10 protein-coding genes and 1 pseudogene are annotated in these 15,004 nt (G+C 65.2%); 4 read left to right on the top strand and 7 right to left on the bottom strand.

Translation table 11 applies throughout. From position 1 onward, the window contains the following. Positions 1-5: 5 nt before the first annotated feature. Positions 6-3,587, bottom strand: coding sequence for a DNA polymerase III subunit alpha (dnaE, locus tag G3N59_RS28440; protein WP_205986166.1), 3,582 nt, complete (start codon positions 3,585-3,587; stop codon positions 6-8). A gap of 252 nt (positions 3,588-3,839) precedes the next feature. On the opposite strand from dnaE, the gene G3N59_RS28435 reads away from it, so the two are divergent. Both G3N59_RS28435 and gluQRS read left to right on the top strand, forming a co-directional pair. Further along, positions 3,840-4,724: a sulfurtransferase gene (locus tag G3N59_RS28435; protein WP_205986165.1), complete on the top strand. Its 885-nt coding sequence runs from the start codon at positions 3,840-3,842 to the stop codon at positions 4,722-4,724. Positions 4,725-4,731: 7 nt separating this feature from the next. Then, a complete protein-coding gene (gene gluQRS, locus G3N59_RS28430) occupies positions 4,732-5,664 on the top strand; it encodes a tRNA glutamyl-Q(34) synthetase GluQRS (RefSeq protein ID WP_205986164.1) in 933 nt (310 codons plus the stop codon). A gap of 69 nt (positions 5,665-5,733) precedes the next feature. Here the strand turns inward: gluQRS and G3N59_RS28425 are convergent, their stop codons facing one another. From G3N59_RS28425 to purT, 6 genes are all read right to left on the bottom strand, one after another. After that, the gene (locus tag G3N59_RS28425; protein WP_205986163.1) at positions 5,734-7,245 is read right to left on the bottom strand and encodes a DEAD/DEAH box helicase; all 1,512 of its coding nucleotides are present in this window, start codon (positions 7,243-7,245) and stop codon (positions 5,734-5,736) included. Positions 7,246-7,782: 537 nt separating this feature from the next. Beyond that, positions 7,783-9,219, bottom strand: a complete 1,437-nt coding sequence (locus tag G3N59_RS28420; protein ID WP_205986162.1) for an aldehyde dehydrogenase family protein — start codon at positions 9,217-9,219, stop codon at positions 7,783-7,785. A 133-nt stretch (positions 9,220-9,352) separates the two neighbouring features. After that, complete coding sequence (locus G3N59_RS28415; protein ID WP_205986161.1) at positions 9,353-10,999, bottom strand: acetolactate synthase large subunit; 1,647 nt, start codon at positions 10,997-10,999, stop codon at positions 9,353-9,355. A gap of 133 nt (positions 11,000-11,132) precedes the next feature. Further along, positions 11,133-11,561 (bottom strand): MliC family protein, encoded by a 429-nt coding sequence (locus G3N59_RS28410; protein WP_241024347.1) that lies wholly within the window; start codon positions 11,559-11,561, stop codon positions 11,133-11,135. A 79-nt stretch (positions 11,562-11,640) separates the two neighbouring features. Beyond that, positions 11,641-11,814, bottom strand: a complete 174-nt coding sequence (locus G3N59_RS28405; protein WP_321814446.1) for a DUF6726 family protein — start codon at positions 11,812-11,814, stop codon at positions 11,641-11,643. Positions 11,815-11,939: 125 nt separating this feature from the next. Then, a complete protein-coding gene (purT, locus tag G3N59_RS28400; RefSeq protein WP_205986159.1) occupies positions 11,940-13,163 on the bottom strand; it encodes a formate-dependent phosphoribosylglycinamide formyltransferase in 1,224 nt (407 codons plus the stop codon). Between the two features lie 350 nt (positions 13,164-13,513). Between purT and G3N59_RS28395 the strand changes: the two genes are divergently transcribed. Then, complete coding sequence (locus G3N59_RS28395) at positions 13,514-14,092, top strand: META domain-containing protein (protein ID WP_205986241.1); 579 nt, start codon at positions 13,514-13,516, stop codon at positions 14,090-14,092. 159 nt (positions 14,093-14,251) lie between these two features. Further along, a pseudogene (locus G3N59_RS37380) lies at positions 14,252-15,004 on the top strand (DNA translocase FtsK 4TM domain-containing protein); the annotation flags it as partial.

Here is a 15,004-nt window from a genome sequence, read left to right as displayed (position 1 = left end):
AACGATCAGTAGACAATTTCGATCGCGCTGCCGGCAAACTCGCCGCGCAATGCGGCCAGCAGATCGTCGGTGGGCTTGACGCGCCAGGCGTCGCCCAGACGCACTTCGCCTTCCGCGCGCTCGTTGCGATAAACGATCTGCACGGCGAGGCCATTCGGAATCACGACCTGTTCGCGCTCGCGGCCACGTCCACCGCCGAATCCACCACCACCGCCATCGCGGCCGCCGCGCCCACGCGTTTCCATCACCGGCGCGGGCAGCGAATCGTCAGGCTTGGCGCGATGCGCTTCGAGCACCGTGCGCAGGGCGCCGGCATCGGCGTTACCGTTCATCTGCACTTTCACGGCCTGCGCGTAGCGGCTGCGCGCGCGCTCCAGATCCATCACGGTATCGACGGTAAAGCGGATGCCGCCCGTGAACGCGTCGTTGCGCGCGCCACCTTGCACGACCAGCAGCTCGTCTTCCTTGAAGAGCGCCTTGTGCGCCTCGAACTGCTCGTTGAACACCGTCACTTCGCACTGGCCGGTGCCGTCGTCGAGCAGCGCGATCAGCATCTTGCCGCGCTGGGTCATCTGCGTGCGCAGCGAAGCGATCACGCCCGCCACCAGCTTGTCACGCCCTTCCTTGAGTTCGCCGATCTTCTGGCGCACGAAGCGGCGCACTTCGCCCTTGTAGGCGTCGAACAGGTGGCCGGACAGATAAAAGCCCAGCGCGCCCTTCTCTTCCTGCAGCTTGCGCTTTTCTTCCCACGCCGGTTCGTCGACGAGTTCGTGCGCGGCCAGCGGCGCATCGCCCATGTCGAACAGACCCGCCTGCATGGCGTTGGCGCTCGCCTGATCGGCGGCTTCCATCGCCATCGGCACGGACGCGATCAACTGCGCGCGATTCGCGTGAATCGTGTCGAACGCGCCCGCGCGGATCATCGCTTCGACCGTGCGGCGGTTCACCAGACGACGGTCGATGCGCTCGCAGAAGTCGAACAGGTCCTTGAACAGACCGCCTTCCTTGCGTGCGCGCAGAATTTCTTCGATGGCGTTCTGGCCGCTGCCCTTGATCGCGCCCAGACCGTAGCGGATCGTGCGCGAGCGCTTGCCTTCGGCCACGTGGGAATCGGCAACCGGCTCGAAGCGATACGCCGACGCGTTGACGTCCGGCGGCAGCACCTTGAGGTTGTTGGTCGCGCAGTCTTCGAACAGGATCTTGACCTTGTCGGTGTCGTCCATGGCGAGCGACATATTCGCCGCCATGAATTCGGCCGGATGGTGCGCCTTGAGCCATGCCGTGTGATACGCGAGCAAGGCGTACGCGGCCGCGTGCGACTTGTTGAAGCCGTAGCCCGCGAACTTTTCCATCAAGTCGAAGGTTTCGTCGGCTTTCTCGCGCGTGAGGCCGTTCTTGGCCGCGCCTTCCGCGAAAATCTCGCGGTGCTTGGCCATTTCCTCGGGCTTTTTCTTACCCATCGCGCGACGCAGCAAGTCGGCGCCGCCCAGCGAGTAGCCGCCGATGATCTGCGCCATCTGCATCACCTGCTCCTGATAGACCATGATGCCGTAGGTCTCTTTCAGAACAGGTTCGACGCGCGGGTCCGGGTACTCCACCACTTCGCGGCCGTGCTTACGCGCGCAGAAGCTCGGAATCAGGTCCATCGGGCCCGGACGATACAAGGCCACCAGCGCGATGATGTCCTCGAAGCGGTCAGGCTGCGCGTCCTTGAGCATGCCCTGCATGCCGCGGCTTTCCAGCTGGAACACGGCGACCGTATTCGCTTTCTTGAGGATCTGGAACGACGGCGCGTCGTCGAGCGGCACCTGGGCGAGCGACCAGTCCTGCTTCGACGGATCGAGCATGCGGATATAGCGCTCGGCCCAGTCGAGAATCGTCAGCGTGGTCAGACCCAGAAAGTCGAACTTGACGAGGCCGACGGCTTCCACGTCGTCCTTGTCGTACTGGCTCACGACGCCGCTTTCGTCGCCCTGCGTATAGAGCGGGCAGAAGTCGGTGAGCTTGCCCGGCGCGATCAGCACGCCGCCCGCGTGCATGCCCACGTTACGCGTGAGACCTTCCACGAGCTGCGCGAGATCGAGCAGCTGGTGCACTTCGTCTTCGTTGTCGTAACGCTCCTGCAGCAGCGGTTCTTCCTTCATCGCGTCGGCGATGGTGACGTGCTTGCCCGGCTTGAACGGAATCAGCTTGGCCACGCCATCGGTGAACATGTAGCCGAGATCGAGCACGCGGCCGATGTCGCGCACCGCCGCCTTCGCGGCCATGGTGCCGAAAGTCGCGATCTGCGAGACCGCGTCGGCGCCGTACTTGTCCTTCACGTACTGAATGACGCGATCGCGCCCGTGCTGGCAAAAGTCGATGTCGAAGTCGGGCATCGAGACGCGTTCCGGATTCAGGAAACGCTCGAACAGCAGGTTGTAGCGCAGCGGGTCCAGATCGGTAATGCCCAGCGCGTACGCGACCAGCGAGCCGGCGCCCGAACCCCGGCCAGGGCCCACCGGCACGCCGTTGTTCTTCGCCCAGTTGATGAAGTCCGCAACGATCAGGAAGTAGCCCGGGAAGCCCATTTTGATGATGGTGCCGCACTCGAATTCCAGACGTTCGTTGTAGCGCGCGCGTTCGTTCTCGCGTTCGGCTTCGTTCGGATAAAGCTGAACGAGGCGGCTTTCCAGCCCTTCCTTCGACAGTTGCACGAGGTAGTCGTCAAGCGACATGCCGTCGGGCGTCGGGAAGAGCGGCAGCTTGGGCTTGCCGAGTTCGAGCGTGAGATTGCAGCGCTTGGCGATTTCGATGGTGTTCGCGATCGCCGAGGGAATGTCCGCGAACAGCGCGGCCATTTCTTCCTGGGTGTGAAAACGCTGCTCGGTCGTGAAGCGCTTCTGACGGCGCGGATTGGCGAGCATGTCGCCTTCCGAAATACAGACACGCGCTTCGTGCGCGGTGTATTCCTCGTGCGTCATGAACTGCATCGGGTGCGTGGCGACCACCGGCAGCTTCAGTTCCGCCGCGATCGCGACCGCCTGCTCGATGTACTGCTCGCCGCCCGGCTGGCCGCAGCGTTGCAGTTCGATGTAGTAAGCGTTCGGGAACAGCTTCGCCCAGCGCTGCGCGTGCCGCTTCGCGCTTTCGACGTTGCCCGCCGCGAGCGCGAGGCCCACGTCGCCCTGCTGCGCGCCCGAGAGCGCGAGCAGACCTTCGCCGAGGCTGCCTTCGAGCCAGGCGGTGTCGATTTCCGCGCGGCCGCGATATTGATTCGTGAGCCACGCCTTGGACAGCAGCTCGCACAGATTCAGATAGCCGACCTTGTCCTTCACGAGCAGCAGCAGGCGCGAAGGTTTGTCGCGGTCGTCCGGATTCATGATCCAGACGTCGCAGCCGGCAATGGGTTTGACCCCTTTGCCACGGGCTTCTGAATAAAAACGGACGAGGCCGAATGCGTTGCTCAGGTCGGTGAGCGCGAGCGCGCCCTGACCGTCTTTGGCCGCGGCCTTGACGAGGTCGTCGAGGCGCACGATGCCATCGGCAATCGAGAATTCGGAGTGGACGCGGAGATGGACGAAGCGAGGATCTGACATGGGCGACATTGTACCTCTACGGTCCGGCGTTTTTCGCCGCTGCGGGCAGTCGCAAAATGGGGCTTCGACGCCGCTTTCCTGCGCGCTTTCACCTGAATGCGGCTGGCGCGCGAGCTTGCGCGCCGTCAGCACCACGCGACACTTCGGCCGGCGAGACAACGTGCTCCAGACGCCTCGCCGCCAGGTTGAGGGATAATAGCGGATTGCGCCCGCCTCACTGACTGCGGGCCCGTCCGAATCAGCTTTGAGTGTTTGTTGGCCATGCGTATCCTCAACCTTTCCTCCTACCAGTTCGCGACGCTGGAGAAGACCGCCGAATGGCGTCCGCTCGTGCTCGCGCGCTGCAATGAACTCGATCTGCGGGGCACGATCCTGCTCGCGCCCGAGGGCATCAACCTGTTTGTCGCGGGCGACGAGCCCAACGTGCGCGCCTTCATGGATTTCGTGCGTACCGACCCGCTTTTCGAAGGCAAGTTCGCCACGCTGCAGTTCAAGGAAAGCTTCTCGGAAGATCGCCCGTTCAATCGCATGCTCGTGCGTCTGAAGCGCGAAATCATCACGATGAAGAAACCGGCGATCCGTCCCGAAGAAGGCCGCGCGCCGTCGGTCGCGCCGGTCGTGCTCAAGGAATGGCTCGATCGCGGTTTCGACGACCAGGGCCGTCCGGTCGTCATGCTCGACACGCGTAACGACTTCGAAATCGACCTCGGCACCTTCGACCAGGCGCTCGATTACCGTCTGACGAAATTCAGCGAATTCCCGGGCGTGATCGAAGCCAATCGCGCCGATCTCGAAGGCAAGACCGTGGTGTCGTTCTGCACCGGCGGCATTCGCTGCGAAAAGGCCGCGATCCACATGAAGGAAGTGGGGATCGAGCATGTTTATCAGCTCGAAGGCGGCATTCTCAAGTACTTCGAAGAAGTGGGCGGCGCGCATTACAACGGCGACTGCTTCGTGTTCGACCAGCGCACCGCGCTGAATCCGCAACTCGAACCCACCGGCACGGTGCAGTGCTTCGCCTGCCGCGCCGTCGTCACGGAGGCTGACCAGGCCTCGCCGCTTTACGAAGTGGGCAAGAGCTGCCCGGCGTGCCATCCGGCGCGCGCGCAGGCAACGGACACGGCCGCAGCGGCGCACGCCGCGTAACACGCGCGTGAGCGCAACCGCTTCCGGCTACCGCGGGCGCTTCGCGCCCTCGCCTACCGGCCCTTTGCATTTCGGCTCGCTGGTTTCGGCGCTGGCCAGCTGGCTCGACGCGCGCGCGCATGACGGCGCGTGGCTCGTGCGTATCGAGGATATCGACGGTCCGCGCACGGTGCCCGGCGCGGCCGAAGACATTCTCGCCACGCTGGCGCGCTTCGGCTTTCACGCCGATGAACCGCCTGTCTGGCAAAGCCAGCGCACCGGTCTGTATCGCGCGGCGCTCGACGCCTTGATCGCTTCGGGTCACGTCTATCCGTGCGGCTGCACGCGCAAGGAAATCGCCGATTCGCAACTGCACGCGCACCGGCGCCACGCCACGCTGATCTATCCCGGCACCTGCCGCAGCGGCCTGCACGGCAAAACCGCGCGCGCCTGGCGCTTGCGCGTGCCAGGCGACACTCTAGTGGACGCCCCCGCGAGCGCAGAAAACTCCGCGCTGATCCATTTCGCCGATCGCTGGCAAGGCCCGCAGCAACAGGATCTTTCCACCGAAGTCGGCGATTTCGTGCTGCTGCGCGCCGATGGCCAATGGGCGTATCAACTGGCCGTGGTCGTGGACGATGCCGCGCAAGACATCACCCACGTGGTACGCGGCGCCGACCTGCTCGACTCCACCGCGCGCCAGATCTGGCTGCAACAGTGTCTGAAGGCGCCCGCCTTGACGTATCTGCATGTGCCGGTCGTCACCGCCGCCGATGGCGAAAAACTCTCGAAGCAAAACGGTGCGCAGGCGCTGGATGCGGCACACCCGCTCGACGCGCTGCTCGCGGCCGCAAAACATCTGGGGCTCGATCTGGCCGATCCCGCGCCGGCAACGCTCGAAGCGTTTCAGGCCGGGGCGATCGACGCCTGGAAACGGCGTCTCGCCCAGCTACCTGCATAAAGATCGCGGGCATAAAAAAACGGCGTGCCGGGTTTTCACCCCGCACGCCGTTTTTACGTCGCGATCGTCTTATTCCGACGACGAAGACGAATTCGGCTTGTTACGCCACGACGAACCCAGACCGCCCAGCAGCGCGGCCAGCGGCTGCTTCGACTTCTGCGGCGCGGCGGCCGGCTCGGCATGGTTATCGGCTTTGCTGCGCGCGTTCGGCGACGGCTCGTAGGGCTTCAGGAAGAAGTCGTCGACGGGCTGCGAACGATGGTGATGCGGACGCTCGAAGCTACCGGTGCGACGATGGCCGCGCTCGGCACGCTCGCTGCGTTCACCGCGCGCTTCGCGCTCGCCACGGCCTTCGCGGCCTTCGTGCGCATCGCGCTCGCGGCGGCGGCTGCCGCCTTCGTGATGCGTCACCGGCGTATCGACGACCAGATGCTCGATCGTCAGCGGGCGCTTGATCAGCTTTTCGATATCGGCGAGCTGCTTCTTTTCGTTCGGGCTGCACAGCGACAGCGCATCGCCGGTGGCGCCCGCGCGGCCCGTACGGCCGATGCGGTGCACGTAGTCTTCGGCGTTGAACGGCAGGTCGAAGTTGATGACGGCCGGCAGTTCGGCGATATCGAGACCGCGCGCGGCCACGTCGGTGGCGACCAGCGCTTCGATCTCGCCGCGCTTGAACGCGTCCAGCGCCTGCATACGCTCGTTCTGCGAACGGTCGCCGTGAATCGCGGCGGCGACGATGCCCGACTTCTCGATCTGGCGCGCGAGACGGCTCGCGCCGATCTTGCTGTTACAGAACACGATCACCTGCTTCAGACCGCGCGAGCGGATCAGTTGCACGACCGCGCCGGTCTTGTCGCCTTCCGCGACTTCATAAACGATCTGCGTGACGTTCGCGTTCGTCGAGTTGCTGCGCGCGACTTCGATGGTCTGCGGCGTGCGCAGATACGTGGCGGCGAGCTTCTTGATTTCCGGCGAGAACGTGGCCGAGAACAGCAGCGTCTGACGCTCCTTCGGCAGCAGGTTCAGGATGCGCTGCAGGTCCGGCAGGAAGCCCATGTCCAGCATGCGGTCGGCTTCGTCGAGCACGAGCATCTGCACCTGACCGAGGTTCGTGGTCTTCTGCTGGACGTGATCGAGCAGACGGCCCGGCGTCGCGATCAGGATTTCCACGCCGCGGCGCAGTTCTTCCGATTGCGGATTCATGTCGACGCCGCCGAACACCACGGCGCTGCGCAGCGCGGTGTGCTGCGCGTAGGTGCGCACGTTGTTGGCGACCTGGTCGGCCAGTTCGCGCGTCGGCGTGAGGATCAGCGCGCGCACCGGATGGCGGGCGGGCGATGCGCTCGTGCTCGCCATCGGCAGCAGGCGTTGCAGGATCGGCAGCGAGAAGCTGGCCGTCTTGCCGGTGCCGGTCTGGGCGGCGCCCATCACGTCACGGCCCGTGAGGACCACGGGAATGGCCTGCGCCTGGATGGGCGTGGGCGTCGTGTAGCCCTGCTCCTGGATCGCCTTGAGGATGTCGGGCGCGAGGCCGAACTGATCGAAGGTCACAGTGCTGGGCTTGACGTCGGTGTCGGACATGGTGGGTTTCGCTATAAAGGCGCTAGGCGCACGAGGCGCCATGCGCCTCAAATAATCACTGCGGGACTGCGGTTGTGCTGGCAGAGGCTGCGTGGGCGCAGCTTCCTTCTGCCCGGCATTGCCCGGCGCGCCCGGTTTGACCGGTCACGGCGGACAGCTTGTGGAACGGTCCGCTTACGCGGACTGGCGCCGTATGGCGCCGACTGGTGCCGTCTGGTGCGGGGTGCGCTGGCGGTACGCCGCGCTCGACCCGTCCTGGCTCACCAGGGCTCGTTCCCTTATTTACGCGCGGGCACGCGTTTCGAAAGGCGCGCGCCTGGCTGCGTGGCGGCCCGTGCTCGCTGGCCCGGCCGCTGGATTCGATGCTCGTTGCTGACTGCTTTCCGCTCAGGTTTTGCGCAGGCGCAATCCGGCGAAAGGCCGGTATTGTAGCACCTCGGCATAAATCCCTATGGCCGCACGGACGCGCTTCTGCAACAGCGCGCGGCGTTCGCGGTCTGGACCTTTGATCGCAGACCCGCGCGCCGACCACCGCTTTCACCACGTTTCGCGCATCACCATCAGCCGAAGTTCGGTCATATCTTCGATCGCATAGCGCACGCCCTCGCGACCGAGCCCCGAATCCTTCACGCCGCCATACGGCATGTTATCGACGCGAAATGACGGAATATCGTTGATGACCACGCCGCCCACGTCGAGCCCGTCCCACGCGCGGTGCGCATTGGCGAGCGAATCGGTGAACACGCCCGCCTGCAGGCCGAAGTCGCTGTTGTTGACGATATCCAGCGCCTGACCGAAATCGTCGAAACGCTCGAGAATCGCCACCGGGCCGAACGCCTCGCGCCGGTAGAGATCGGTGCCGCGCCCCACGTCTTCCAGCAGCGTGGCTTCGAACATCGCGCCGTCCACCTGCCCGCCCGCGAGAATTTTCGCGCCCGCCAGCACCGCGCTTTCCATCCAGCCGCTCAGACGCTGCGCTTCGGATTCCGAGATCATCGGCCCGACGAAGGTTTTCTCGTCCTTCGGGTCGCCCATCTTCAGCGTCTTGACCTTGGCGATCAGTTTGTCGCGCAGCGCATCGTAGAGCGACGCATGCACCAGAATGCGCTGTACGCCGATACAACTCTGCCCCGACTGGTAATACGCGCCGAATGCCAGCCGCTCCACCACGTAATCGAGCTTCGCGCCCTGATCGGCATCGACGACGGCCGCCGCATTGCCGCCCAGTTCCAGCACCACTTTCTTCTTGCCGGCCTTTTTCTTCAGATCCCAGCCCACCGCGGGCGAGCCCGTGAACGAAAGCAGCTTGAAGCGCTCGTCGGTGGTGAAGAGATCGGCGCCGTCGCGATGCGCGGGCAGGATCGAAAACGCGCCCTTCGGCAAATCCGTTTCCGCCAGAATCTCGCCGATGATCAGCGCGCCCACCGGCGTGCGGCTCGCCGGCTTCAGCACGAACGGCACGCCCGCCGCGAGCGCCGGCGCGACCTTGTGTGCGGCCAGATTGAGCGGGAAATTGAACGGCGAAATAAACGAGCACGGCCCGATCGGCACGCGTTTGACGTAGCCGCGATAGCCCTTCGCGCGCGCCGAAATCTCCAGATTCACGATCTCGCCGTTGATGCGCACGCTTTCTTCGGCGGCCACGCGGAACGTGTCGATCAGGCGCGTGACTTCGCCGCGCGAATCGTTGATCGGCTTGCCCGCCTCGATGCACAGCGCCATCGCCAGTTCGTCGAAACGCTCGCGAAAGCGCGCCACGCAATGATCGATCACGGCCTGGCGTTTGAACGGCGGGAACGCGCGCAGCGCGGGCATGGCGGCTTCGGCGGCGGCGATGGCCTGGTCGATCGCCTTCGCATCGGCGAGCGCGACGCGCGTGGCGACTTCGCCGCTGTATTTGTCGGTGACTTCGAGATCGGTGTTGGCGGCGACGGCTTCGTTCGCCAGATAGTACGGATAAGTCGGTTTGAGCATGACGCGTTCTCCGCAGATGACGCGGCGCGCCACGTCGCTTCCGTTCCTGCCGCGCCAGCGTAAGTGCAATCCAGTGATGCAACGCACGGCGATGCGCGCAAACCGCGCGCCCGCGCGAACGATGGTGTTGCGTTCAAAGCTGCGCGCTGAGCCGCTTGATCTCGCGATTGAGCACGCGCTCGTTATCCGAATAATCGATGGGCACGTCGATCACATGCACGCCCGGCTGCGCAAAACACCGCTCGATCAGCGGCCCGAGTTCGCTCGCCGCACCCACGCGATGACCATGTGCGCCATAACTGCGCGTGTAATCGACGAAATCGGGGTTCTGCAGCGTCATGCCGTAATCGGGGAAATTCATGTTTTCCTGCTTCCAGCGGATCATGCCGAAGGCGTCGTCGCGCAGCAGCAGCACGACGATGTCGAGCTTCAGACGCACCGCCGTCTCCAGTTCCTGCGAATTCATCATGAAGCCGCCGTCGCCGCAGACGGCCACGACCTTGCGTTCGGGATGCACGATCTTCGTGGCGATCGCCGAGGGCAGGCCCGCGCCCATCGACGCGAGCGCATTGTCGAGCAGCACCGAATTCGGCTCGCGCGCCCGGTAGTAGCGCGCGAACCAGATCTTGTACATGCCGTTATCGAGACACAGAATGCCGTCCTCGGGCATCGCGTGATAGACGTCGTGCACGAGGCGCACCGGATAGACCGGAAATCGCTCGTCGTGCTGACCTTTGGCGAGATGCGCGTCGAAGTGGCGCTTGATCTCCTCGAAGCGCGCGAAATCCCAGGCGTGCTCGCGCGGCTTGAGCGCTTCCTTGATCTGCCAGACCGCATTGGCGATATCGCCCACCACCTCGATCTGCGGGAAATAGACCGGATCGACTTCCGCGCCCAGGAAATTCACGTGGATCACGGTCTTGCCTTCGGCGCTGCGCATGAAAAACGGCGGCTTTTCGATCACGTCATGGCCGACGTTGATGATGCAGTCGGCATGCTCGATCGCGCGGTGCACGAAGTCGCCATCGGATAACGTCGCATTGCCCAGCCACAGCGGATGCGATTCGTCGATCACGCCCTTGCCCATCTGCGTCGTGAAAAACGGAATGCCGGTCTGATCGACGAATTCGCGCAGCACGTTGCGCGTGGTCTTGCGATTGCCGCCCGCGCCGATCATCAGCAGCGGATGCTGCGCTTCGCAGATCGCCGCCACCGCATGCGCGACGGCTTTTTCCTCCGCGACCGGGCGGCGGCTGAAACTCTTGGGAATGGGCTTGCCGTCGCCCTCTTCGTCGGCCACGTCTTCGGGCAATTCCAGATGCACGGCGCCCGGACGCTCCTGTTCGGCCTGACGAAACGCCTCGCGCACCAGCGCCGGAATATTGCCGATCGACACAATCTGGCGCGCGTACTTGGTGAGCGGCTCCATCATGCGCACCACATCGACGATCTGGAAATGGCCCTGCTTGCTGGACTTGATGGGCTTCTGGCCGGTGACCATCAGCATCGGCATGCCGCCGAGCTGTGCGTAGGCGGCCGCGGTCACGAAATTGGTCGCGCCGGGGCCAAGCGTGGCGAGACACACGCCGGTGCGCCCCGTCAGCCGTCCGTAGGTGGCGGCCATGAAACCGGCGGCCTGTTCGTGACGCGTGACGATCAGGCGGATCTTCGAGCGCCGCAGCGATTCGAGCAGATCGAGATTTTCCTCGCCGGGAATCCCGAACACGTACTCCACGCCCTCGGCTTCGAGCGCCTTCACGAACAGATCCGATGCTTTCATCGACCACCTCGCGCAGTGTGCGCGAACGGCACCGACGGGTTGCAGCGTCTCTGCCGCATGCCAGCCGCCCTTCGCATGGCCGACAGATTACTCCGGCAGAACGGAACGCGTCGCGAAGCGCGCAGGCGCCGGTTTAGCGCATGATCGTGGCGCAGCCCGCGAGGATGGGCTTCGCGTTGGGATCGGCCATGGTGTCGTAGAGATCTGCGCCCGGGCCCTTGGTCCACCACGCGTACTTCGCGCCGACATAGCGCACGCCCGACGCGGCCACCACGCCGACCAGCAGGAACTTGCGGCCGTCCACCGGCACGAGCGCGAAGCTCTGTCCGTTGGCCGCGTTGAGATAGCTGACCTTGAAAGTCTTGCCGTCCGCGCAGGTGTAGCTGAAGGTATGGCGCGACTGCACGTGGATGTCGCGCAGTTCGAGCGGACCGCCTGCACCGCTGTTTCCCGATGCGGCCTGCGCGGCGGGAATCGCACAGACTGCCAGCGCGAGCGCCGTGCACACGCGGGCGATGCGGTGGCGCAACGCGCGCACCGGCGAAGTCGATACGTCGATCAAGGCGTTCTCCTGGCGTGGCATGACATCGTGAGAGTCGACGTGAGACGTCATGATGTGAAGCGGCAATCGATCCGCAGGATCACGGATCGATCACGTCGGCGCAGGCATCGGTGGGCGCGGCGGCCACGTGGCCTACGATCGGCACGATCTTCAGGCCCGCCGACGCCACGCGGCACGGCGCAGCCGCCAGTCCGCAACCGCTCAGCGCGGTAACGCACAAGCCGGCGCACACCGCAGCGCCGGTCCAGCGCATGAGACGAACCACGAGCGCTTTGCCCATCTCCACCTCCCGGCCTGAGCCGCGACGATAACCCGCAAGGCGCGGGTTACGTTTTGCGGGTGCGCGAGCTTGCGCACCCTGACCGCCTTTCTTCAGCGTTATTCCGAAGCTTCGCCGGCCACCGGACGCACCGCCGCCGCCGCAGCGCGCGCACGCGCGCGTGCTTCTTCGAGATCCACGCCCGTTGCCAGCGCGACACCCATACGGCGCTTCGTAAAGCTTTCCGGCTTGCCGAACAGACGCAGATCCGCGCCCGGCACGGCCAGCGCATCGGCGACGCCTTCGAAGGCGATACCGCGTGCGTCCATGCCGCCATAGATCACCGCCGACGCGCCCGGACCGCGCGCCGTCGTATCGACGGGCAGACCGAGAATCGCGCGCGCATGCAGTTCGAACTCCGAGAAACGCTGCGAAGCGAGCGTGACCAGACCCGTATCGTGCGGACGCGGGCTCACTTCCGAGAACCAGACTTCGTCGCCGCGCACGAACAGCTCGACGCCGAAGAGACCACGGCCGCCCAGCGCCTCGGTCACCTTGTGGGCGATTTCGCGCGAACGCTCGAGCGCCTTCGGGCTCATCGGCTGCGGCTGCCACGATTCGACATAGTCGCCGTCCACCTGCTTGTGGCCGATCGGGTCGCAGTAATAGGTCTGCACCGTGCCGCTCGAGGGGTCCGTCGCGCGCACGGTCAGTTGCGTGATTTCGTATTCGAAGTCGATAAAGCCTTCGACGATCACGCGGCCATGATTCACCCGGCCGCCCGCCAGCGCGTATTCCCATGCGCGTTCGACATCGGCGTCGCTGCGCAGCACCGACTGGCCCTTGCCCGACGACGACATCACCGGTTTCACCACGCACGGATAGCCAACCTTGGCGATACCGGCCTTGAGTTCGTCGAGCGAGTCGGCGAATGCGTACGGCGAAGTCGGCAGGCCCAGTTCTTCAGCCGCGAGACGGCGGATGCCTTCGCGGTTCATGGTGAGCTGCGCGGCGCGCGCGGTAGGAATGACTTCGGCGACGCCTTCGGATTCGACGGCGGCCAGCGCGTCGGTGGCGATGGCTTCGATTTCCGGCACGATGAGATGCGGACGTTCGGCATCGATCAGCGCGCGCAGCGCCTTGGGATCGGCCATGTCGATCACGTGGGCGCGATGCGCGACCTGATGACCGGGCGCGTTCTCGTAGCGATCGACGGCGATCACTTCAACGCCGAGGCGCTGCAGCGCGATGATCACTTCCTTGCCGAGCTCGCCAGCGCCGAGCAGCATGACACGGGTGGCGGAAGCGGAAAGCGGCGTGCCGATGCGGGGGCCGGTCTGCATGATGTCTCCAGAAATCACGGTGAAGATTGACGATGAAGCGCGCGCGCCTCTTGGATGACGCACGAATGCGAAGAAGCGTCGATGTTAACACGCGCACCCATGCGTTTTACCTGGCCGGATGGCCAACGCGAGTCCGGTGCGGCCCGCCGCCGCGGTTTGCAGATCGTTTGCGGACGGTTTCCGCGCTGTTTCCAACTAACTGTTACAGGTGAAGCGCTTTCGCGCGAAGAAGTCACCATTTAGCGAACGTTTGCGCTCGCATGGCGTCTCCTGGTGCGTTACCCTTACGCCTTCGCCAGTTACGAGGAAATGCGATGCCCCACCGCTCGAGCACACGCCCCGCCGGGCACATGATGGCGCGCCTGCTCGCGTCGCGCGCGGCGCCGCTCGCAGCAGCCACCTGCGCTGCACTGATGCTTGCCGCGTGCAAGCTGCCGGTTCACCAGGACTCGTCCGCACCGGCACCCGATCCGTTCAATCCCGCCGCCGCGCAGTTGCTCGACAACACGCACTGGCAGCTCGTCGAATGGAAACGCGCCGACGGCTCGCTGCGCGCGATTCCGGGTGCAGCCGCTGCATCGGGTCCGGCAGCGCCGGGCGCGCGTCCGGTCACGCTCGATCTGTCCACTGCGAACGGCCAGCGCCGCGCCAGCGGCTTCTCGGGCTGCAACCGTTACATGGGACGCTACACGCTCAAGAGCGGCCTGCTCTCGTTCGACCAGCTTGCGGGCACGCGTATGGCGTGCATCGGCGCGGGCGGCGAGATCGAAGGCCCCTATCTGGACGCGCTCGCGCACATTGCCCGCACCGGCGTGCAGATGCGCCCGCCGCAAGCGCTGCAGCTGATCCTGGAAAACGGAGATCGGCTGAGCTTCGCACAGGCGGACGCAAGCGCTCCGGCAGGCGCATCCGCGACACCGGGACAGTGACGCCGCGCACTGCCTCACAGCCGCGCGCTCACCCCGCGCGGCGTTTTTTTTGCTGAGTCCCGCTGCGACTGCGGCGCCGCGGCAACGCGCGTAGCGGCGCACCAGGTCCGAACGGTTACACTCGGCAGATTGCCCATTCTTTCATCGTAGATCTCTGGCATGCACACGGTAGTTCCTGGCTGGTTCGGCTTATCGGCCGTCTGGTTCATCCCTCTGGTCTGGCGTCTCGTGAAGTCGGTGCTGCCCGGCGGCGCGGGCCTGCGCGGTCCCGGCACGATCCGGCTGTGGCTCGGCTTTTTCTGCGTGCTGCTGTCGAGCTGCGCGCTCGAAGCGTCGATGCTGCACATCGAAGGTTTCGATGCGCTCGGTCACGCGCTCGCTGACGGCCTCGGCAAACTGATCGGCCATGCGGCCGCGCCGCTCGCGATGGCGGTGCTGTTCTTCGTGAGCCTGCCGTGGCTGATCGAATTCCGCTGGCGCGACTTCTTCGTCTGGGCCGACGTGTCGCTCGGCCTCGGCCTGAACATCCGCCCCTCCAGCGACGACGACGAAGACGCCGAGCGCCCGTCGCACCGCAGCCGCCGCGCGTCGCAGGACGGCGGATCGACGAGTTCGTCGAGCTCGGGCCTCGCGGGTCTGGGCAGTCTCGGCAGCGCGTTGGGACTGGGCGGAGGACTCGCCTCGGGCGAAGGTCCGAATATCGGCTCCGGCGCGGGCACGACCGTGCCGCACGACGACACGCGCCGCAAGCGGCCGACGGTCTGGCGTCCGCAGATGCCGGGCAAGCGCGCGGCGCATATTCATGCGTTTATCGAGAGTTTGCCGAAGGGGTATGAGACGGCGGTTGGCGAGCGTGGCTTGAAGCTGTCGGGTGGGGAGAAGCAGCGGGTGGCGATTGCGCGGACCTTGCTG

The organism is Paraburkholderia sp. Ac-20340, from assembly GCF_017104965.1.
Lineage (GTDB): Bacteria > Pseudomonadota > Gammaproteobacteria > Burkholderiales > Burkholderiaceae > Paraburkholderia.
This window is presented reverse-complemented; position numbering and strand designations above follow the sequence as displayed.